Below are 21894 nucleotides of genomic sequence, written 5' to 3' on the forward strand. Positions count from 1 at the left end.
GGTCAGTTGACCGCGTCGAGGTCCTGCTGTTCCAGCGCCGCGTTCAGGTCCGTATCCGTCAGCGGATCGTCCAGCGCCTCTTGCGGCACGGGGTTACGGCGGACGGTTGGATCGCAGGCGGTCATCGGGCTGTTCACATCGCGGATGATGAAACCACCGCGCGCACGGCATTCCTCGAACGGCATCGACGATCCGATCACCATGAATTCGCGAAACGCGGTATTCGTGCCGACCGTATCGCCGCCGCCTGGAAGCGCGCCCGTGCCAGCGCAGCCTGCCAAAAGGGCCAATGCCCCCAGTCCCAGAACCATCTTCATTGCGGCACCTCCACCAATTTGGCCAGATCGTAGCCATTGAACTCTAGCACATCCCGCGCGGCGCGCAGCCGGTCAGCGGGGATTTTTGGATCGCGGTTCAAAATCCAACCTGCCCGTCCATTCGGCGTGCCAACGACTGCGGTGCGATAGCCTTCGTCGATCCACAGCACCCAATAGTCGGATGGAAAGGGGATCGTGTCAAAGCTAACCTTAAGCCGCCCCGGCCCGGTCACATCGGCGCGGCCCTTGATCGTGCTGCGCACCGTGCCGTCCAATTCCCGGCAGGTGTTCAACACCGACAACCCGCCATCGGGCAAGGCTGCGTATTCAGCTGTGACCTCTGCGCAACCTGTCTCGAATGGGACAGGAAAGCGGGCGATTTCATACCATTTACCCGCATAGCGTTCAGCGCTGAAGTTCAGAGCAGAGCCGATGGGCACGCTGCGATCGCGGTAGACCTCGAACAACTGGCCGACCGGCTCATCCGGCAGCGGTTTGGCGCAAGCGGCCAGCAGCAACAATAAGGCAAGGCGTTTCATGATGGTGGCTGTCCCAGTGGTGGCGCTGCGGCATAGGCGTTGGCGGTCATAGCAGGCGGCAAGCGCCCTTAATGCGGTGATCGCGACGTTGTGCGATTCCCGCATTAAGGGCAAGGTCCGCTTGCCGGGCGGCTGGTTGTTGCCGATCAGTAAGGGGCCGCATGCGCCTTATGCGCGGCCGAGATATCCTCTAGCACGGCATCAGACAGCACGACATCGCGGCCCGACAGGATCTGCGCCAACTGGTCCGCCGTGGTCGCGCCAAAGATCGCGCTGACCGCAAAGGGCCGCGTCGACTGCCACGCCATCGCCATATGGATCGGGTCAAGCCCGTGCTTGGCTGCAATATCCAGATAGGCCTGCGTCGCGGCAAAGGCTTGGTCGGTCTTGCGCCCGCCCAAATCGCCGTTCAGCGACATGCGGCTTGCGTCTGGCACGGCACCGTTCTGATATTTGCCCGTCAGCAGACCCGCCGCGAGGGGAGAGTAGGACAGCAGCGTCACATCTTCATTCACCATGGTTTCCGACAGGTCGGTGTCGATGTGGCGGCACAGCAGCGAATATTCATTCTGGATTGCGGCCATGCGCGGCAGGCCGTGCTGCTCTGCCAGATCGCACCATTTGGTCGTGCCCCACGCCGTTTCGTTCGACAGGCCAACGGCTCGAATTTTGCCTGCTTTGACGGCGCGGTCCAGCGCGGACAGCACGTCATGCATGTGGTCCAGCGTCTTGGCGCGGTCCTGACCTGATGGATCATAGGCCCAGTTTTGGCGGAACGACCACGTGCCCCGGTCCGGCCAGTGCAGCTGATACAGGTCGATCACGTCGGTTTTCAGCCGCGCCAGCGACGCATCAATCGTGCCTTCGATATTCGCGCCGTCATAGCCTGCGCCATCGCGCGTCCAACCGGGGTTCGGGCCAGCGACTTTGGTCGCCAGCACCCAGTCATTGCGGCGGCCCGACTTTTCAAACCACGCGCCCAAGAATTCCTCTGACCGGCCGACGGTTTCTTTGGACACCGGGTTCACGGGATACATTTCCGCGCAATCCATAAAATTCAGCCCCGCATCCAGCGCCATATCAATCTGGCGGTGGGCGTCATCCATCGGGGTTTGGTTGCCGAAGGTCATCGTGCCAAGGCACCAATCGGTGACAGAAATATCGGTGCGGCCAAGGGTCAGGGTTTTCATCAAAGGCGTCCTTTTGCTGTTGCGCCCGACCTAGCCCGATGCAGCGCCAAAGGCAAAGCGCCAATGATAAAACGCCCGGTTCTTCCCATAACCCTGCCCTTCCCATACCGTAGCCTCGGCGCTAGAAGGGCGGCTAAGCAACAGAAAGTCCCACACACATGGCCCGTCACCTGATCACCTCTGCCATTCCCTACATTAACGGGATCAAGCATTTGGGAAACCTTGTCGGGTCCCAGCTGCCAGCTGACCTGTTCGCCCGCTACCTGCGCGGACGCGGTCACGAGGTGCTGTTTCTGTGCGCCACGGACGAACACGGCACCCCGGCCGAACTGGCTGCAGCCAAAGCAGGCAAGCCTGTCGCGGATTACTGCGCCGAGATGCACGATGTGCAGGCCAAAATCGCCGACGGCTTTGGGCTGTCGTTTGACCACTTTGGCCGGTCTTCCAGTGCGCAAAACCGCAAGCTGACGCAAGCCTTTGCTGGCCGGTTGCACGATCAGGGCCTGATCCGCGAAGTGACCGAAGAGCAGGTCTATTCCGTCACCGACGGCCGTTTTCTGCCCGACCGTTATATCGAGGGCACCTGCCCCAACTGCGGGTTCGAGGATGCGCGCGGCGACCAGTGTGACAACTGCACAAAGCAGCTGGATCCGACCGATCTGATCAACCCCCGCTCCACCATTTCCGGCGCGACGGATCTAGAGGTGCGCACGACCAAGCACCTGTATCTGGAACAGTCCAAGCTGAAGGGCCAGCTGGCCGACTGGATCGACAGCAAGGGCGATTGGCCGATCCTGACGACCTCGATTGCGAAAAAGTGGCTGACCGACGGCGACGGCCTGCAAGACCGTGGCATCACCCGCGATCTGGATTGGGGCATCCCCGTCAAGGATGGCGACAAGGACTGGCCCGGGATGGAAGGCAAAGTCTTTTACGTCTGGTTCGACGCGCCAATCGAATACATCGCCTGCGCACAGGAATGGGTCGATGCGGGCAAAGGCAGCGATTGGGAAAGCTGGTGGCGCACCGACAAAGGCGCGGCCGACGTGCGCTATACCCAGTTCATGGGCAAGGATAACGTGCCCTTCCACACCCTGTCGTTTCCGGCGACCATCATGGGCGCGGACGACAACTGGAAGCTGGTCGATTACATCAAGTCGTTCAACTACCTGAACTATGACGGCGGCCAGTTCAGCACCTCGCGCGGGCGCGGTGTGTTCATGGACCAAGCGCTGGAAATTCTGCCCGCCGACTACTGGCGCTGGTGGCTGCTGTCCCACGCCCCGGAATCGTCGGACGCCGAATTCACATGGGACACCTTCACGCAGGACGTGAACAAGGACCTTTCCGACGTGCTGGGCAACTTCGTTAGCCGGATCACGAAATTCTGCCGTTCCAAGTTTGGCGACGCGGTGCCAACGGGCGGCACGGAAGGTCCGGCAGAGGCCGCGCTGATCGAGGAACTGACCCGCCGCCTGAAAGCCTATGAAGGGCACATGGACGCGATCGAGGTCCGCAAAGCCGCAGCAGAGCTGCGCGCGATCTGGGTCGCGGGCAACGAATACCTGCAGGCCACCGCACCGTGGACCACGTTCAAGACCGATCCGGAACAGGCCGCGTGCCAAGTCCGCATGGGCCTGAACCTGATCCGCCTTTACGCGATCCTGTCCGCGCCCTTTATCCCTGACGCGGCTAAGACGATGCTGGCAGCTGTCCGCTCTGACGATGCGGATTGGCCCACCGATATCGCTGCAGCCCTGCACGCCCTGCCCGCTGGTCACGCCTTTGACGTGCCTGAAAATCTGTTCCGCAAGATCACAGAGGCAGAGCGTGACGACTGGGCCGAACGCTTTGCCGGGGTGCGGACCTAACCGGCAGTTAACCCCCGGCAAAGGGCGCTATCAGGGGCGTGATATTGGATAACGCTGCATTCGTGCTATGTAGCGGCCAAATCATTCCCAGCTGGAAAGTCTGATATGCGCCCTTTTGCCATCGCCGCCGCCTTGATCGCCGTCGCCTCTACCGCCGGAGCTGCCACCTGCGGCAATGACTCTGGCGGGTTCAATGCCTGGAAGCAGCAATTCGCCACCGAAGCCGCCGCCCAAGGCGTCGGTGATCGCGGATTGTCCGCGCTGGCGGCCACGCAATATGCAACCCGCACGATCAGCGCCGACCGCAACCAGAAGTCGTTCAAATACAGCCTTGATGAATTCCTGCGCATTCGCGGCGCGGACACGATCGTATCGCAAGGCCGTAAAAAGATCGCCAACAACCCCAACTTCTTTTCGGGGCTCGAGGATCGCTACGGCGTGCCCGCATCCATCATTGTGACGATCTGGGGCATGGAGACGGGTTTCGGTAACTTTATGGGCGACAGCAACGTGCTCTCCGCCATCTCGACCCTTGCCTATGACTGCCGCCGCAGCGATTTCTTTACCCCGCACGCACTGGCCGCATTGCAGCTGGTTGACCGTGGCAGCCTGTCGTCCGGGACCATCGGCGCAATGCACGGCGAAGTCGGCCATACGCAGTTCCTGCCCGGCAACGTGTCGCGCTACGGTGTTGACGCAGACGGCAACGGCGTCCTCGACCTGACGAACCAGTCCGACTCCCTCGCGTCCACCGCGAACTTTCTGGCGCAAAAGGGCTGGCAGCGCGGCGCAGGCTTTCAAGAAGGCCAGCCGAACTTTGCAATCATTCAGCAATGGAACGCTGCTGGCGTCTATCAAAAAGCCATCGCTCGGATGGCCGGCCAGATTGACGGCTAAGCGCAGCATTTAGGTGATAAAAAGGGGCGCAGGATCAAACCTGCGCCCCTTTGTCTGTGGTGCCCCCGGCCGGACTCGAACCGGCACGGCCTAAGCCAAGAGATTTTAAGTCTCCGATGTCTACCATTCCACCACGGGGGCACGGCGTTTGCGTAACCGCGCGCGCGCGCGGGGGCAAGGGTCAGCTTGTGGGGGCGACGGGGGCTGTGCCCTCTTCTTTGACCGCTTGCATCGCGACATAGGTCGAAGTCCCCGCCACATGCGGCAGGGTCGAGATGAAATCAGCCAGCACTTGGCGGTAGTCGGTCATGCCTTGTGTGCGCACTTTCAGCAGATAATCGAACGATCCGGCGATCATATGGCACTGCTCGATCTGCGGCACGGTCAGCACGGCGCGGTTAAAGGCCTGCAACGCGACTTCGCGGGTGTCCGATAGCCGCACCTCGACAAAGGCAACGTGGTCGCGGCCCAGCCGGATTGGATCGAACAGCGCACGATATCCGCGGATGACGCCGTCCGCTTCTAGTCGGCGCAGACGCGCCTGCGTCGGCGATTTGGACAGGCCGATTCGGTCAGCCAGCGCGGTGACGCTGATGCGGCCATCCACGGCCAAAACGTCCAAAATTTTCGCGTCGAAAGAGTCTAGTGCTGCAGTCATTCTGACAACTCGCCACGTTAAAATGCAGACGGATATGCCTGACACTTGCTATTTAGCGGGCAGATCGACTTTGAACAAGACGCTAGAATGTGGCAACCTCAAGGAGTGTGCCATGCCTCTCGATCCCTCTACAGACCTGCGCGCGAGCATCGATATGCAGATGTATGCGCCAGAGATGACGGTTGTCCAAGACCTTGCCGCACGCGCTGGGCTGACAGCCGCCGATCGCGCCCGGATTACCGCCGCCGGGGCCGATCTGGTGCGCCGTATCCGCGCCAGTTCAGAGCCGGGCTTGATGGAAGTTTTCCTCGCGGAATACGGCCTCTCTACGGACGAGGGCATTGCCCTGATGTGTCTGGCAGAGGCCTTGCTTCGCGTGCCGGACGCCGACACCATCGACGCATTGATCGAGGACAAGATTGCGCCAAGCGATTGGGGCAAGCATTTGGGGCATTCCGCGTCGTCCTTGGTGAATGCCTCTACTTGGGCCTTAATGCTGACGGGGCGGGTGCTGGACGACGAAAAGCCCGGCATCACGCGGCACCTAAAGGGCGCGATCAAGCGCTTGGGCGAGCCTGTGATCCGCACCGCCGTTGGCCGCGCCATGCGCGAGATGGGCCGTCAGTTCGTACTGGGCGAGACCATCGACAAGGCGATGAAACGGGCCGAGGGGATGCAGGCCAAGGGCTTTACCTATTCCTACGACATGCTGGGCGAGGCCGCGCGCACGGACAAGGACGCACGCACCTATCAGCTGGCTTATTCCCGCGCGATTTCCGCCATCGCCGCGCATTGCGTGCATGACAGCGTCGCGGAAAACCCTGGCATTTCGGTCAAGCTGTCGGCGCTGCATCCGCGCTACGAGGTCGCACAGGCGGACCGCGTCATGGCCGAACTGGTGCCCCGCGTGACGGCGCTTGCGATTTTGGCCAAGGCGGCGGGCATGGGCTTTAACATCGACGCAGAAGAGGCTGACCGTCTGTCCTTGTCGCTGGATGTGATTGGCGCTGTGCTGCGCGAACCTGCTTTGGCGGGCTGGGACGGCTTTGGCATCGTGGTGCAGGCTTACGGGCTCCGCGCAGGTATGGTGATTGACCACCTGCATGCACTGGCCGAAGACCTAGATCGTAAGATCATGGTGCGACTTGTAAAAGGTGCCTATTGGGACGCGGAAATCAAACGCGCACAAGTTATGGGAATGGACGGATTTCCTGTCTTCACCGCCAAGGCCCATACCGACGTCAGCTATATCGCCAATGCGCAAAAGCTGCTGGGCATGACGGACCGCATCTATCCGCAGTTTGCGACGCATAACGCGCATACTGTCGCGGCCATTCTGGATCTTGCGGGGCAGCTGGATCGCAACCCCTCTGATTATGAATTCCAGCGTCTGCACGGCATGGGGGAGACCCTGCACACCATCGTGCTAAACGATCAGCATACCCGCTGCCGCATCTATGCGCCTGTTGGCGCACACGAAGACTTGCTGGCCTATCTCGTGCGCCGCCTGCTGGAAAACGGCGCGAATTCTAGCTTTGTGAACCAGATCGTAGACGAGGATGTCACACCCGAGGCCGTGGCCGCTGATCCGTTTGACCAGATCGGCGTGCGCCACGCGATCCGCAACGGGCCAGACCTGTTCGGTGCAGAGCGGGCGAATTCCAAGGGTTTCGACCTGACGCATGAACCTACGCTGGCGGCAATCGAAAAGGCGCGCGCGCCGCACAAGGATGCGGTGTGGGATGTGACGCCGCAGGTGGCCGGATTTGTAGGCACCGGTGATGCCGCACCTATGGTGAACCCCGCCCGCCCCGGCGACGTGGTCAGCCGCGTGATCGCGGCCTCGCCTGCGGCAGTGACGGCAGCGTTTGATGCCGCAACCCCATGGGATGCGCCAGCTGGCGCGCGCGCTGATATTCTGGATGCAGCGGCAGGTGCCTTCGAGGCGCACTACGGTGAAATCTTTGCGATCTTGACCCGCGAGGCCGGCAAAGGCCTGCCCGACGCCGTGGCGGAATTGCGCGAGGCCGCGGATTTCCTGCGCTACTACGCGTCAGAGGCGCGCCGCATGCCGGACGCCAAGGCACGCGGCATCTGGACCTGCATCAGCCCGTGGAACTTTCCGCTCGCGATCTTTACCGGCCAGATTGCCGCCGCCCTAGCCGCAGGCAATGCCGTCCTGGCGAAACCAGCGCAGCAATCGCCCGCCATCGCGCAGCTGGCCGTGCGCCTGATGCACGAGGCAGGTGTGCCAACCGCCGCGCTGCAATGCCTGCCCGGCGGCGGCGATGTCGGCGCGGCCCTGACCGCCGACGCCCGCGTCGCTGGTGTCGCCTTTACCGGATCGACCGCGACGGCGCGCAAGATCGCGTCCAGCATGGCCGATCACTGCGCCCCCGGCACACCGCTGATCGCGGAAACCGGCGGGCTGAACGCGATGATCGTCGACAGTACTGCCCTGCCGGAACATGCGGTTCGCGACATCGTCAACGGCGCGTTCCGGTCCGCTGGTCAGCGCTGTTCGGCCCTGCGCTGCCTGTATGTCCAAGACGACATTGCGGATAAACTGCTGACCATGCTGAAGGGTGCAATGAATACGCTGACCTTGGGCGATCCGTGGGATCTGTCCACGGACATCGGTCCAGTGATCGACGCTGATGCACGCAGCGGGATCAACGCGCATATCACGCAGGCCGCAGGCGAAGGCCGCGTTTTGCATCAACTGGCGGTGCCCGGCATGGGCGAATTTGTTGCCCCGACGATCATCGCGCTGGACAGTATTGCCCAGCTAGAGCGTGAAATCTTTGGTCCTGTCCTGCATGTCGTGCGTTTCAAGTCGCAGGATCTGAACAAGGTCATCGATGCCATCAACGCGACGGGTTACGGCCTGACCTTTGGCCTGCACACCCGCATCGACGACCGGGTAGAGACGATGGTCAACCGCATCGACTGCGGCAACATCTACGTGAACCGCGACCAAATCGGTGCCATTGTCGGCTCTCAACCCTTTGGTGGAGAGGGGCTTTCCGGCACGGGACCCAAGGCGGGCGGGCCGCAATATCTGCCCCGCTTTACCGCGCCGCGGCCAGCCATCGCGACGCCGTCCGAATGGGACAGCCAAGACAGACCCGCGCGCCTGACGCAGGCTTTGACGGACGCTCCCGTCCCCCCCGCGATGCAGCCGCGCGATATGCCCGGCCCGACGGGGGAATCGAACCGTCTGACCCTGCACCCACGCGGCCCTGTGCTGTGCCTTGGCCCCGGCCCTGCCGCTGTGGCCGCGCAGGCCAAGCAGGTCGAACAGTGGGGCGGGCAGCCAGTGATGGCTCAAGGCACCGTGGCCCCCGGCGTTTTGACAACGCTTGCACCGCTTGCCGCCGTCATCTGGTGGGGCAACGCCGATCAGGGCCGCACCTATGCGCGTGCGCTTGCCGACCGCGATGGACCGATCACCGCGCTGATCACAGCGACGCTGGATATCGCCCATGTCATGCATGAACGCCACGTCTGCATCGACACGACAGCCGCAGGCGGTAACGCCGCGCTGCTGGCAGAGGTCGGCGTCCTGACACCCTGACACCGCCAAAGGGGGCGCTGCGCGACTGCGCCCTCTTGACCCGGCCGACTCCTTAACACGGCCCCGCCCCTTGACCCGGCCCCGCCCCTTGACCCGGCCCTACCCCTTGACCCGGCCCCGCCCCGCTGCACCTATGGGCCATGTTTCCAATCCGCGATCACAACCCGTCCCGGCGCACGCCCTACGTGACCTATGCCCTGCTGATCGCCAATATCGCGGTCTGGCTGTGGTCAGTCGCGACCATCACCGACGATAACGCGCTAAATTGGTTCTACTATAACTACGCCCTGATCCCCGCGCGCCTGACGGGCGGAGAGGGTCTTGCCGGGCTTGTGACGTCGATGTTCCTGCATGCAGGCTTTCTGCACCTCGCCGGCAACATGCTGTTTCTGTTCATCTTTGGCGACAACATAGAGGACCGGATGGGCCATTTGCCCTTTGCCGTCTTCTATACCTGCTGCGGCATCGCGGCGGGATTGGCGCAGGTCATGACCGACCCCTCTTCGGCCGTGCCGACCGTCGGCGCGTCCGGCGCGATCGCAGGGGTCATGGGCGGGTATTTGCTGTTATTCCCCCGCGCGCGCGTCGATATCATCCTGATCCTGATCGTATTTTTCAAGATATTCCCAGTGCCCGCTTGGCTGATGCTTGGCCTGTGGTTTGCCATGCAAGCCTTTGGCGGGCTGGGGCCGCAAAGCGATGGCGGCGTGGCCTATTGGGCGCATATCGGGGGGTTTGTGGCCGGGATTATCCTGACCGTGCCGCTTTGGCTGCGGCTGGGCGGCGTGACCTTCTGGCAGGTCACCCACGGGGTGCCGCAAAACCCGCCCATGACCTACATGGACGGATCAAGCCGCATCCCAACGGTGCGCCGCAAGCGTTAAGCTTTGCGGATCACCTTGGCAAAGGTCGCGAAAATATCGTTGTTGGCGCAAAGCACGGTGCCATCAGCCAGCGGGTCGCCATCCGGCGTGATCGATTCGACAATCGCGCCCGCCTCTTTGGCGATGATCAGGCCAGCGGCCATGTCCCAAGGCTTCAAGCGACGTTCCCAAAAGCCGTCATAACGGCCAGCCGCGACGTAAGCGAGGTCGAGCGAAGCCGCGCCAAACCGCCGCACACCAGCGCAAGTCGGCAGAATGCGCGCCAAATCCTGTAGCGTTTCCGGCAGGTCGCTGCGCCCTGCAAAAGGCAGGCCGGTGGCGAAGATGCTGTCGATCAGACGGTGACGGCCCGACACGCGCAGACGGGATTCGTTAACGAACGCACCGCCGCCTTTTTCCGCGTAGAACATCTCGTCCTTGACCGGGTCATAGATGACGCCAGCGACCGCTTGCCCCTTATGTTCAAGGGCGATGGACACGGCCCAATGGGGCAAACCGTGCAGGAAATTCGTGGTACCATCCAGCGGATCAACGATCCAGCGACGGGTCGGATCTTCGCCCTCGATCTCTGCACCTTCTTCGCCCAGAAAGCCGTAGCTAGGACGCGCGTGCATCAGCTCGTTGCGGATCGTTTCCTCGGCCTGACGGTCCGCGCGGCTCACAAAATCGCCGGGGCCCTTGGTGCTGACCTGCAGCTGCTCGACCTCGCCAAAGTCCTTGAGCAAGGCGCGGCCGACCTTGCGGGCGGTTTTCATCATTACATTGAGGTTCGCACTGCCAGCCATCGGGGCCTCCGTCCATGGATCAAGGGCGGCGTATAGGACGGGAGGCCGGACCATACAAGGTGCGGCGGCGCGTTGATGTTAAGGGAATCTTTGCAAGCAGGCGCGATAACGCTTTGGAACAGGGAACCAAGGTATGAAATGCTGGACCGTCTGAAAGAACGATTCATCTTGGAAACGCAGCTGACAGCGCACATCGTGCGCCGTGATCGCTTGTCCCGGATGAGCGTTATTCCTGTGGTCAGCGCTATTTTGGCCTACTGTGAGGATTATAAATCTGCCGCCATCGTTGCGCTTATGGTGGTGGTGTCTGAATCGGCTGCATATCTGGCAGGTGCCGGCGTTGGCATCGACGGGCCGCGACCGTCCCCGCGGCGCTGCGTTACCATCTGGGTCGTGGCAGTTTCGACGACGTCTATCTATATGACAGCCGGCGCATTATTTGGGGTAAGCGGGACGACTGCGACCTTAATTTGCGCGTTTATTTGGATGTTTGGCGCACTTGTTCATGTGTCTAACTCGTTTGTCGCGGTCCCAATCTACAATTGGTCGATGCTGCTGCCGTCATATGTCATTGTCGCCGTTATTATCAGTGATCTGTTTTCTCGTTCTTTCACCCCGTCTGAACCTATAGACGCCATAGCCGTCGCAGGCTTGCTGCTGGTCTATTTTGCCAACTCGGTCCAAACGACCCAAAATCACAAAGACTCGTTGTCGGCCTATGAAAACATGCGCGAACTTGCCAATCGTCGCCTTGTGGAGCTTGAAGATCTGTCTTTACGCGACACATTAACGGGTCTGCCAAACCGGCGTGCGTTCGATGACTTAGCAGGCGAAATTTTATGCAGTGATCGCAATGATAAAGCCGCATTAGGCGCGTTGTTATTGATCAACATAAATGGGTTCAAACCCATCAACGACAGCTACGGCCACGCTGCCGGCGATGCCCTTTTGAAAGAAATCGCACGTCGGCTTAGCTCTGATATCATCGGGGCAGACGTCATCGCGCGGCTTGGCGGTGACGAATTTGCGATTGCCTGGCCCGGCCCCCTCAACACATCCGAATTGCACCGAATTGCTGAAAGCATCCTCGACCATTTGCACCAACCAATGCGCTACAGCCATCGCAAGCTGCAAATCACGGCCAGCATTGGCATCGCACCAGCCCACATGGGGGCAAGCGTTGGTCAACTTTTGAACGAAGCGGATCAGGCGATGTATCACGCCAAAAACGGCCTCGAATCGCGGGTCGTCATTTATGATCGGCGCAGCATTCCAAAACGGTCGAACCTGAATGATCGGGCGCGCCTGCTGGCAGCAATGCAGCAAGGTGAAATTTGTCCATTCTACCAACCGCAAGTGGATATCGCGACGAACCGCATTGTCGGGCTTGAAGCATTGGCACGCTGGGTGCAGCCCAACGGTGAAATGCGCACACCCGGCTCTTTCATCCCCGCCATCAACGAGGTGAACCTGCAAGCAGAATTTCAAGATCACATCCTGCATGCGGTCCTGAAAGATATGACTGCCTTGCAAAAAATGCAGCTATTGCCTGACCAAGTGTCGATCAATCTGTCCGAAGTGACGCTGGCAACAACGACGGGCCGCGACGCCCTGATCGAAGTTGTGGCGCAACATCCGAACCTGCGCGGTCACCTGATGTTCGAGGTGACCGAAGATATCTTCATCGCACGTGCCGGACAGACGATTAAGGATTCCATCTCAATGCTCCGCCTGGCCGGAGTGCGCATCTCGCTTGATGATTTTGGCACCGGCTTTGCGACGTTCCAGCATTTGCAGGAACTGGAATTTGACGAACTGAAACTAGACACCGGATTTGTCAGCAAGCTTGGTACGGACCGGGCGACAGATGTGCTGGTAAAATCCTTTTTAGACATGGGCCGCGGGCTTGATGTCTGCATCGTAGCAGAAGGGGTCGAAACAAAAGCGCAACTAGACCTTTTACGGGACATGGGATGCGAAACGGTGCAGGGCTACTTCTTTTCGCCCGCACAGTCCTACGACAATATCTGCGCGATGCTGCAATCCGGGGCTGCAACCGTCGCCGCCTAGGGGCGTTGCAGTTTGACCGCCTCTTGCCGGGCCAATCGGATCACATGACTAAGATATGGCAGCCCATCATCAGCCGTCCGCGTAGCCGCATAAAGCCGTTTTGTTATCCCTTTGGCCGTCAAAGGCCGCGTCACGTAGTCAGAATTATAACGCACCTGTCGCACAACCCAATCAGGCAGCACGGCCACCCCCCTATTAGACGCGACCAACAATAAGATCATCGCCGTCAACTCGACCTGCCGCACCGCCGCAGGTTCGACTTTGGCAGGGGTCAGTAATTCGCTAAAAACATCCAGCCGGTGACGATCGACCGGATAGGTAATCAGCGTTTGGCCACGAAAATCTTCAGCCTCGATAAACGTTTTTTGCGCTAAGGGGTGAACAGCAGCCGCAACAAAAACCGGTTCATAGTCAAAGATGGGCGTAAAGGTGATCCCTTCCAGCTCTTCCGGATCAGAAGACACGACAAGATCGACCTCCTCTCGGCGCAGTGCTGGCAGCGCATCAAAAGCTAGACCCGGACGAATATCGACATCGACTTCCGGCCACGCCTTACGAAAGGATTCCAGCACGGGCATCAGCCATTCGAAACAGGCGTGGCACTCGATCGCGATATGCAGCCGGCCTGCCTTGCCTGTGATCAGCCCCTCAAACTCTGCCTCTAGCGCGGCGACTTGCGGCAAGATGCTTTCCGCCGCCGCCAGCAGCTTCATGCCCGCGGCAGATAACCGCAATGGCTTGGTGCGCCGCACGAACAACTCGACCCCGGCCTGATCCTCGATCCCCTTGATCTGGTGTGATAGAGCGGATTGGGTTATGCCCAGCATATCCGCCGCATTCGACAAACCACCCGTATCGTGGATTGCCTTGATCGTGCGCAGGTGACGGAACTCGATATGCATATCGCAGTTATCCTCATAATCATCGTGAGCGTTATGAATTTGCCTCATATGCCGCGAGATGACACATATGACAAGACCGCAGAACAGGATGCCGCCATGACACACCCCAAGATTTCCTTTGAATTCTTCCCGCCAAAAAACCTCGAAGGGTCATTCCGGCTGTGGGATTGTGTAAACGTGCTGGCCCCGCTTGCGCCTGAATTTGTGTCAGTCACCTATGGCGCTGGCGGCACAACACGCAAATTGACGCATGAAGCGGTCACGACGATTGATAAAACCACTGGCCTGAAGGTCGCCGCGCACCTGACCTGCGTTGACGCAACCCGCGCTGAAACCCTTGCAATTGCAGAAGAATATGCGGCAGCTGGCATCACGGACATCGTGGCACTGCGCGGCGATGCGCCCAAGGGCAGCGAAAAGTTCACCGCCCACGCGGACGGCTTTGCATCCTCGGTCGAGCTGATTGAAGCCTTGTCGGCGACTGGCAAGTTCACGCTGCGCGTCGGGGCCTATCCCGAAAAGCACCCCGAAGCGGCGAGCCAAGACGCGGACGTAGAGTGGCTGAAGCGCAAGATTGACGCGGGTGCCGCCGCCGCAATCACGCAGTTTTTCTTCGAGGCGGACACCTTTTTCCGCTTCCGCGACAAATGCGTGAAGGCCGGGATCAACGCCCCGATCATCCCCGGCATCCTGCCCGTCGAAAACTGGAAGGGCGCATCAAAGTTCGCCCTAGCGACAGGCACGTCGATCCCGCCGGTCATTGCGCAAGCCTTTGAAAACGCGCTGCGCGACGGCAATGCTGATTTGCTGGCCACCGCACTGGCGACAGAGCTGTGCGACGATCTGCTGCAAGGCGGCGTCGATCACCTGCACTTTTATACGCTGAACAAGCCGCAGCTGACGCATGATGTCTGCCGTGCCCTTGGCATTGCACCCCAGCCGCGCTTGCAAAACGTCGCCTGACCCGGCAGCTTGCGGCGAAAATAACGCCGGAGCCTGCCATGCCGATTGCCCAATCCCCTGCCGATCTGCCGGATCGCCAAACCCTTTTGTCCATGTCGGGCCTGCAGTTCATGCAGGCCGTTCTGGCTGGCGAATTGTCAGGGCCGCCCATCGCGCAGGGCATGAATTTTCTGCTGCACGCGGTTGCGCCGGGCCGCGCTGAATTTCGCGGAACGCCGGAATTTGCCCACCTGAACCCGGTCGGCGGCGTGCACGGCGGCTGGTACGGCACGGTTTTGGATAGCTGCATGGCCTGCGCCGTGATGACGACGGTACCCAAGGGGTCGGTCTACACCACACTGGAATACAAAATTAACATTGTTCGCGCGATCCCGCCGGGCACACCCGTCATTGCGACAGGCATTGTCGACCACGCAGGCCGGTCCACCGGGGTATCGACAGGCCGGATCGAAGGGCTGGACGGCAAGCTTTATGCAACAGGGTCAACGACTTGCCTGATCATGCAGATCGAAAAACCCTAGGGCTGATAGGCAGCATCCGGCTGGTCGAACACAACCGGGGCGATGCTATCGTGCAGGCGTTCGGACGGATCGAACAGGATAGCGCGCGGTTGGCGCAGCAAGAAAACCTTGGCCCAGCCGTGCCATTGCCCGATAGACGGCGCGCTGGAATCGCAGGGAAACCGATCTTTCCATCCATCCGGAAGCGGCACACCGCAGGCGTTGATTTTCTCTAGCATCCACACCAACGGAATATTCGCCAGCGGGCGCGCTGGCGGATAGGCACCAACCTGCCCGCCCACATCGCCATGCGTGCCGCGAAACCAGACCTGCTCTACCACGGCATCGCCATCCAAACTGGTATCCCACATCACAGGGCGATAAACATTCCGCCGTTCGTCCAAGGCAAGCGCGTGAAAGCCGTAGCGCACATGACGTCCCAAACGGTGATCATGGAAACCGTGGTGATCGGCACGGTCCAGCGGCGTGCGACGGCCCAGCGCCTTGACCGTATCCCATACACCGACAGCCTCGATCTGGACGTCATCGTGGCATAACAGGCGACGAAAGGCGGATGCGGCCTCTGACCCGCCGCCGGCTTGATAATGGCGATAGGCGGTGCGCACGGCACTGACTGTCGCCTCGTCGTGTTTCAGCAAGCCAATGCGGCCGATGAGCCCAGCCAAAGAGCGCACCGCAAAGGCGCCGCGCGAATAGCCCATCAAAATGATGGTATCACCGGGCCGATAGCGCGAGGCGAGCACGCCGTAGGCCCGCCTGATCTGCCTGTTCATCCCGCGGCCAGTCATCACGTCCCACGTCTGATACCAGTCCGTCCATTGAATCCCGGCCTCGTAATAGACGGTCAGGTTTGCGCGCTGCCCGACCTCGCGCAGCAGTTTGAACGTGCGGCCTGCGTTCGTCGCGTTGCCTTGGGACAACGATGACATCGTGCCATCCAAAATGATGACATGCGTCGCAGGCCCGCGCCTGCGATGCGCGCCGCTTTTCTGGCGCGGTTGAAGGCCAAAAAGGCCAAGAAACCAGTTACGCGGGTTCAGAACGGGCCTCCTGCAACCAGCCCCAGACGCGGTGCGGCGTAAAAGGCATCTCGACCTGCCGCACGCCGCTGTCCCACAGTGCGTCCAGCACGGCATTGGCGACGGCCGCCAGCGCGCCGACGGTTCCCGCCTCGCCGCAGCCTTTCATACCCATCGGGTTATACAGCGACGGCGTGCCGCGGGTCGAGAAATCAATCATCGGCACATCAGCGGCGCGGGGCATACCGTAGTCCATGAAGCTGGCGGTCAGCAATTGACCGTCCTCGTCAAAGACAACGCGTTCCATCAGCGCCTGCCCAAGGCCCTGCGCGACGCCGCCATGCACCTGACCTTCGACTAATACCGGGCTGATAAGATTACCGAAATCATCGACAACGGTGTAGCGATCAACGGCTGTCTCCCCCGTCTCGGGGTCAATTTCGACCTCGACCACATGGGCACCGTTCGGAAAGCTGCGGTTATCCAGTGTGATCCGCTGGCTGTGGCGCAGCAGGTCGGTGCGGCCATCGGCGCGGGCCATTTCGGCAACGTCCAGCATGGTCGGCGTCAGGTTCGATCCCGCGATGCGAAAGCGTTCGTCGTCAAAGCTGACTGCGCCGTCTTCCTTCTCGCTCAGATAGGCGCTGAACGACGTGATCATTGCGTCCACCGTCGCCAGCGTCGCGGTATTCTGCACCGTGACAGAGCGTGACCCGCCGGTGCCACCGCCCGTTGCGATGCGGTCACTGTCGCCTTGAATGACGGCAATGCGGTCCGCCGGAATGCCCGTTTGGTCCGACAGAAACTGCGCATAGACGGTTTCGTGCCCCTGCCCGTTCGACTGCGTGCCAACGTAGATCAAAGCGCCGCCACCTTCCGTAAACTCCACCGTGGTGGTTTCCGAAGGATCGCCCAGAATGCTTTCGATATAGTAACAGATGCCCTGACCGCGCAGCTTGCCCGCCGCCGCCGACGCGGCCTTGCGCGTGGCAAAGCCCGGTGTGTCGGCGCTGCCCTGCGCGGTATCCAGCAGCGCAGAAAATTCGCCCACGTCATAGGTCACGCCGCTGGCCGTTGTATAGGGAAACTGGTCCGGCGCGATAAAGTTACGCTTGCGCAGATCCCAGCCGCTGATGCCCAATTGGCGCGCAGCCTCGTCCATGGACCGTTCCAGGACAAAGATCGCCTCTGGCCGCCCCGCGCCGCGATAGGCGTCAACGGGCGTCGTGTTCGTATAGATGCCGCGGGTGCGCATATAGGCGTGCTTGACCGCATAGGTCCCGGTCAGGACCTTGCTGAACAGATCGGTCTGAATGCCCTGCCCAAACTGACTGTTATAAGCGCCCATATTCGCAAGGGTATCCAGCTTATACCCCGTCAGCCGGTGGTCCGCGTCAAAGGCGAGCGTTGCCTGCGTAACTAGATCGCGGCCAGCGTTATCCGTCAGCATGCCTTCGGTGCGTTCCGACATCCAGCGCACGGGGCGACCCAGCGCGCGGGCGGCATGGGCCACGACAAAGGGTTCGGGATAGCGCATCGCCTTCATGCCAAAGCCGCCGCCCACGTCGGGCGTGGTCACGCGCACGTCTTCTGGCGAAAGGTCGAAATGCTTGACCAAATCGCCCTTAGGCACCCAGACACCCTGCCCGTTCACAGCGACATGCAGGCGGCCATCGGTGACCTCGGCGTAACAGCCGCGCCCCTCCATCGCGTTGCAGATGATGCGGTTGTCGGTGACTTGAACCTGCACAACATGGGTCGCCGCAGCGATGGCCGCATCGGTCTCCGCCTCGTCGCCAAGGCCGTAATCGAACGCAAGGTTATCGGGCGCAGTGTCGTGCAGCATCTGCCCGCCCACCGCGACGTCCATCTTGGCGGGCAGATCGTCGATATCCACCATCACCAGCTCTGCCGCGTCGCGGGCCTGCGCCAAAGTGTCCGCGATCACGCATGCAATCGGCTCGCCTACGTGGCGCACATGACCCTGCGCCAGAATGGGCCGCCGTGTATGCGCGCCTTTGCCGCCATCCCGCGTCTTGATCTGTGCGCCGGCCAGATCCAGCACCATGCCCGCCGCCAGCAAATCGTCCGCCGTCAGTACCGCATGCACACCGGGGGCCGCCCGCGCATCATCCGCGTCGATCCCCGTCAGCACGCCATGCCCGACCTGAGCGCGCACAAACACAGCAAACAGCGCGCCCGCTGGCGCAATATCATCGACATAGCGCCCCTGCCCGGTCAGGAACCGCTGATCCTCGACCCGGGTGATAGGCTGACTTTTCCCGAACTTTTCCATCGCAGGCGCACCTTTATATTTCCCGGCGAACCCTAACCCAGACCGCGCCAGTGTCCAGAGCCGGGCATTGCCCCTTTTCCCCTTGCCCCCCATTGGGTAAACCCTAGTCAAACAGATGTAAGGACACGCCCCATGGCCCTGGATAAAACCTTTGACCCCGCCGCACGCGAAGCCGCGATTTATGCCGCCTGGGAAGAGGCCCGCGCATTCAAGGCTGGCGCTGGCAAACGCCGCGATGAAACATTCACCATCATGCTGCCGCCGCCCAATGTGACGGGAGCGCTGCACGTCGGCCACGCCTTTAACCATACGCTGATGGACATCCTGACGCGGTGGAAACGGATGCAGGGCTATGACACGCTGTGGCAGCCCGGTCTGGACCACGCAGGCATCGCCACGCAACTTGTCGTGGAAAAACAGCTTGCTGCGGCCCAGCAACCCGGCCGCGCCGATCTGGGGCGCCAAGCCTTTATCGCGAAAATCTGGGAATGGAAGGCGCAGTCCGGCGGCACGATTGAAGAGCAGGCCAAGCGTCTGGGCGACAGCATGGACTGGGACCGCTCTGCCTTTACCATGTCCGGGGCCGAATCCGCGCCAGAGTCCGAGAAAGACGGCAACTTCCACGACGCCGTGCTCAAGGTCTTTGTCGACATGTATAACAAGGGCCTGATTTATCGCGGCAAGCGCCTCGTGAACTGGGACCCGCATTTTGAAACCGCGATTTCCGACCTCGAGGTCGAGAATATCGAGGTCGACGGCCACATGTGGCACTTCAAATACCCCCTCGCGGGCGGTGCGACCTATACCTACGTCGAAAAGGACGAGGATGGCGCAGTGCTGTTCGAAGAAGAGCGCGATTATATTTCCATCGCCACCACGCGCCCCGAAACCATGCTGGGCGATGGCGCCGTTGCGGTCCATCCGGACGACACGCGCTATGCCGCAATCGTCGGCAAGCTGTGCGAAATCCCCGTCGGGCCGAAGGAATCCCGCCGTCTGATCCCGATCATCACCGATGAATACCCCGACATGACCTTCGGGTCCGGCGCGGTGAAAATCACCGGCGCGCACGATTTCAACGACTACCAAGTCGCCAAGCGCGGCGGCATCCCAATGTTTGCCCTGATGGACACCAAAGGCCGCATGCGCGCCGACGGTCGCCCCTACGACGAAGAAGCCGCAACCGCGCAGGCCATCGCGAATGGCACCGAGTCCTTTGACGAAGCCAAGATCGCAGGCATGAACCTTGTGCCAGAGGCTTACCGTGGCCTTGACCGCTTCGAGGCGCGCGAGAAGGTCATCGCCGACATCACCGCCGAAGGCCTTGCCGTGATGACCGTCGCCACCGACCCGCGCCTTGGCAAGGCGGCGATCAAAGCCCCCGTCGCGCCAGAGGAAGGCGGCGAAGCCCGCACCGAGGCCGAGGAACTGGTGCCGCTGGTCGAGGCCAAGAAGATCATGCAGCCTTTCGGCGACCGCTCCGGCGTCGTGATCGAGCCTGCCTTGACCGACCAATGGTTCGTGGACACGACACAAATCGTCGGCCCCGCACTGGACGCCGTCCGCGACGGCCGCACCAAAATCATCCCCGAGAGCGGCGAGAAGGTCTATTACCACTGGCTGGAAAACATCGAGCCTTGGTGCATCTCTCGCCAGCTGTGGTGGGGTCACCAGATTCCGGTGTGGTATGGCCTCGACCTCGGCGTCGCAGACGAACATAACCCTTCCGGCGATCTGGACGAGGTCGATTTGATGACCCTGCTGATCGACGGCGGCATGCTGCACCGCGACGACGTGATGCACTGCGGCGTCGATCTGGACAGCATCAAATCGGCCTTCGTCTTCGACAACGCCGACATCCCCAGCCCCCTAAGCCACGCCAAAGTGGTCGAGGTCAGCACACGCGCCGAGGCGATCCAACGCTTCAGCGAAAGCCTTGCGAAATACAACGTGTCTCAGGACCCAACCCAGCTGGAATACCCCGTGTGGCGCGACCCCGATGTGCTCGACACTTGGTTCTCTTCCGGCCTGTGGCCCTTCGGCACCCTCGGCTGGCCCGATGAAACGCCAGAACTGGCGAAATATTTCCCCGGCGATGTCCTGATCACCGGACAAGACATCCTGTTCTTCTGGGTGGCCCGGATGATGATGATGTCGCTGGCCGTGACGGATGAAATCCCGTTCCACACCGTCTACTTGCATCAGCTTGTCCGCGACGCCAAGGGCGAGAAGATGTCAAAGACGCGCGGCAACGTCATCGACCCGCTGGCAATGATCGACCTTTATGGTGCTGACGCTCTGCGCTTCAACAATGCCGCGATGGCTGCGATCGGCGGCGTGCTGAAAATCAACGAAGACCGCATCAAGGGCTACCGCAACTTCGGCACGAAGCTCTGGAATGCCACCCGCTTTGCGGAAATGAACGCCGTCTTCACCGCACCGCGTGCAGACGGCGTCCCGCAGGCCACACAAACCGTGAACCGCTGGATCATTGGCGAGACCGCTAAAGTCCGCGTCGAAGTCGACGCCGCCCTGACCGCGTACCGCTTCAATGATGCCGCGAACGCGCTTTATGCCTTCGTCTGGGGCAAGGTCTGCGACTGGTACGTCGAATTCTCCAAACCCCTGCTGCTTGACGGCGCAGAGGCCGAGAAACTGGAAACCCAGCAAACCATGGCTTGGGTGCTGGACCAGTGCTTTGCCATGCTGCACCCCTTCATGCCCTTCATCACAGAAGAGCTTTGGTCCCTCACCGGCACCCGCGCCCAAATGCTGGCGCTGACGCCGTGGCCCGACACCCTGACCGCCGATCTGGTCGACGCGCAAGCGCAGGCCGAAATGGATTGGACGATCTCTTTGATCGACGGCGTCCGCTCTGCCCGCGCGCAAATGAACGTGCCCGCTGGCCTGAAAATTGGCGTACTGCGGATCGAGGCCGACAGCGATGCGCAAAAGGCGCAGGCCAGCAACCTGCCCATGATCCAGCGCCTGGCCCGGATCGAAAGCATCGACGTCGCCGCCGAGGTGCCCAAAGGCTCCCTGACCGTCGCCGTCAAAGGCGCGACCTTCGCCCTGCCGCTGGCAGGTCTGATCGACGTGGACGCTGAAAAAGACCGCCTCGCTAAAGGCCTGATGAAACTCGAAAAGGAAATCAAAGGTCTCGCAGGCCGCGCGAACAATCCGAAATTCGCGGACTCCGCCCCGCCAGAGGTTGTCGCCGAGACGAAGCAAAACCTCGCAGACCGCGAAGCGGAAGCAGAGCAGCTCAAAACCGCCCTCGCCCGCCTGTCAGAAATCGACTGACCCCGGCATCATCTTGCCAAAAATACTCCCGCCGGAGGCATCAACGCGTGCCTCCGGCCACCCATCCTCGCTTTTTCCTGAAATACTCCCGCCGGAGGCTCC

Annotated in this window: 16 protein-coding genes and 1 tRNA gene; 8 read left to right on the plus strand and 9 right to left on the minus strand. The window is 61.1% G+C overall.

Translation table 11 applies throughout. From position 1 onward, the window contains the following. Positions 1 to 2: 2 nt before the first annotated feature. From KBW81_RS11745 to KBW81_RS11755, 3 genes are read right to left on the minus strand one after another with little or no spacing between them, the layout of a single operon-like run. Positions 3 to 317 carry a hypothetical protein gene (locus KBW81_RS11745; protein WP_090190300.1) on the minus strand — a complete coding sequence of 105 codons (315 nt, stop codon included), beginning with the start codon at positions 315 to 317 and terminating at the stop codon, positions 3 to 5. Then, positions 314 to 961 (minus strand): lipocalin family protein, encoded by a 648-nt coding sequence (locus KBW81_RS11750; RefSeq protein ID WP_254247295.1) that lies wholly within the window; start codon positions 959 to 961, stop codon positions 314 to 316. The genes KBW81_RS11745 and KBW81_RS11750 overlap by 4 nt, the downstream gene beginning before the upstream one ends. A gap of 41 nt (positions 962 to 1002) precedes the next feature. Next, positions 1003 to 2046 (minus strand): aldo/keto reductase, encoded by a 1044-nt coding sequence (locus KBW81_RS11755; protein WP_254247296.1) that lies wholly within the window; start codon positions 2044 to 2046, stop codon positions 1003 to 1005. Positions 2047 to 2204: 158 nt separating this feature from the next. Here KBW81_RS11755 and metG point away from each other — a divergent pair, with 158 nt between their 5' ends. After that, the gene (gene metG, locus KBW81_RS11760) at positions 2205 to 3917 is read left to right on the plus strand and encodes a methionine--tRNA ligase (protein ID WP_090190296.1); all 1713 of its coding nucleotides are present in this window, start codon (positions 2205 to 2207) and stop codon (positions 3915 to 3917) included. Between the two features lie 105 nt (positions 3918 to 4022). Continuing rightward, entirely contained in the window at positions 4023 to 4814 is a 792-nt protein-coding gene (locus tag KBW81_RS11765; protein WP_254247297.1) for a lytic murein transglycosylase, read from the plus strand. Between the two features lie 57 nt (positions 4815 to 4871). Here the strand turns inward: KBW81_RS11765 and KBW81_RS11770 are convergent. Together KBW81_RS11770 and KBW81_RS11775 are read right to left on the minus strand one after the other, a co-directional pair. After that, a tRNA-Leu gene (locus KBW81_RS11770) sits at positions 4872 to 4955 on the minus strand. A gap of 40 nt (positions 4956 to 4995) precedes the next feature. Continuing rightward, positions 4996 to 5472, minus strand: coding sequence for an Lrp/AsnC family transcriptional regulator (locus KBW81_RS11775; protein ID WP_090186670.1), 477 nt, complete (start codon positions 5470 to 5472; stop codon positions 4996 to 4998). Positions 5473 to 5584: 112 nt separating this feature from the next. Here KBW81_RS11775 and putA point away from each other — a divergent pair, with 112 nt between their 5' ends. Together putA and KBW81_RS11785 are read left to right on the plus strand one after the other, a co-directional pair. Continuing rightward, positions 5585 to 9049: a bifunctional proline dehydrogenase/L-glutamate gamma-semialdehyde dehydrogenase PutA gene (gene putA / locus KBW81_RS11780; protein WP_254247298.1), complete on the plus strand. Its 3465-nt coding sequence runs from the start codon at positions 5585 to 5587 to the stop codon at positions 9047 to 9049. A 140-nt stretch (positions 9050 to 9189) separates the two neighbouring features. After that, positions 9190 to 9933, plus strand: a complete 744-nt coding sequence (locus KBW81_RS11785) for a rhomboid family intramembrane serine protease (protein WP_254247299.1) — start codon at positions 9190 to 9192, stop codon at positions 9931 to 9933. Here KBW81_RS11785 and KBW81_RS11790 read toward each other — a convergent pair. Next, complete coding sequence (locus tag KBW81_RS11790; RefSeq protein ID WP_254247300.1) at positions 9930 to 10718, minus strand: inositol monophosphatase family protein; 789 nt, start codon at positions 10716 to 10718, stop codon at positions 9930 to 9932. The two genes, KBW81_RS11785 and KBW81_RS11790, sit on opposite strands and share 4 nt — an antisense overlap. Positions 10719 to 10856: 138 nt before the next feature. Here KBW81_RS11790 and KBW81_RS11795 point away from each other — a divergent pair, with 138 nt between their 5' ends. Beyond that, complete coding sequence (locus KBW81_RS11795; RefSeq protein WP_175499190.1) at positions 10857 to 12788, plus strand: putative bifunctional diguanylate cyclase/phosphodiesterase; 1932 nt, start codon at positions 10857 to 10859, stop codon at positions 12786 to 12788. On the opposite strand, the gene KBW81_RS11800 is transcribed toward KBW81_RS11795, so the two are convergent. Further along, entirely contained in the window at positions 12785 to 13690 is a 906-nt protein-coding gene (locus KBW81_RS11800; RefSeq protein ID WP_254247301.1) for a LysR family transcriptional regulator, read from the minus strand. The two genes, KBW81_RS11795 and KBW81_RS11800, sit on opposite strands and share 4 nt — an antisense overlap. 96 nt (positions 13691 to 13786) lie before the next feature. On the opposite strand from KBW81_RS11800, the gene metF reads away from it, so the two are divergent. Continuing rightward, the gene (metF, locus tag KBW81_RS11805) at positions 13787 to 14653 is read left to right on the plus strand and encodes a methylenetetrahydrofolate reductase [NAD(P)H] (RefSeq protein ID WP_090187155.1); all 867 of its coding nucleotides are present in this window, start codon (positions 13787 to 13789) and stop codon (positions 14651 to 14653) included. Positions 14654 to 14691: 38 nt separating this feature from the next. Next, positions 14692 to 15174, plus strand: coding sequence for a PaaI family thioesterase (locus KBW81_RS11810; protein WP_254247302.1), 483 nt, complete (start codon positions 14692 to 14694; stop codon positions 15172 to 15174). Here the strand turns inward: KBW81_RS11810 and KBW81_RS11815 are convergent. Then, positions 15171 to 16214 (minus strand): DUF2235 domain-containing protein, encoded by a 1044-nt coding sequence (locus KBW81_RS11815; RefSeq protein WP_245754153.1) that lies wholly within the window; start codon positions 16212 to 16214, stop codon positions 15171 to 15173. The genes KBW81_RS11810 and KBW81_RS11815 overlap by 4 nt on opposite strands. Beyond that, positions 16201 to 18489, minus strand: a complete 2289-nt coding sequence (locus tag KBW81_RS11820) for a xanthine dehydrogenase family protein molybdopterin-binding subunit (RefSeq protein ID WP_254247303.1) — start codon at positions 18487 to 18489, stop codon at positions 16201 to 16203. The genes KBW81_RS11815 and KBW81_RS11820 overlap by 14 nt, the downstream gene beginning before the upstream one ends. A 132-nt stretch (positions 18490 to 18621) precedes the next feature. Between KBW81_RS11820 and KBW81_RS11825 the strand changes: the two genes are divergently transcribed. Then, positions 18622 to 21792 carry a valine--tRNA ligase gene (locus KBW81_RS11825; protein ID WP_254247304.1) on the plus strand — a complete coding sequence of 1057 codons (3171 nt, stop codon included), beginning with the start codon at positions 18622 to 18624 and terminating at the stop codon, positions 21790 to 21792. The last annotated feature ends 102 nt before the right edge of the window (positions 21793 to 21894 follow it).

It is taken from the genome of Loktanella salsilacus (genome assembly GCF_024206795.1).
GTDB lineage: Bacteria > Pseudomonadota > Alphaproteobacteria > Rhodobacterales > Rhodobacteraceae > Loktanella > Loktanella salsilacus.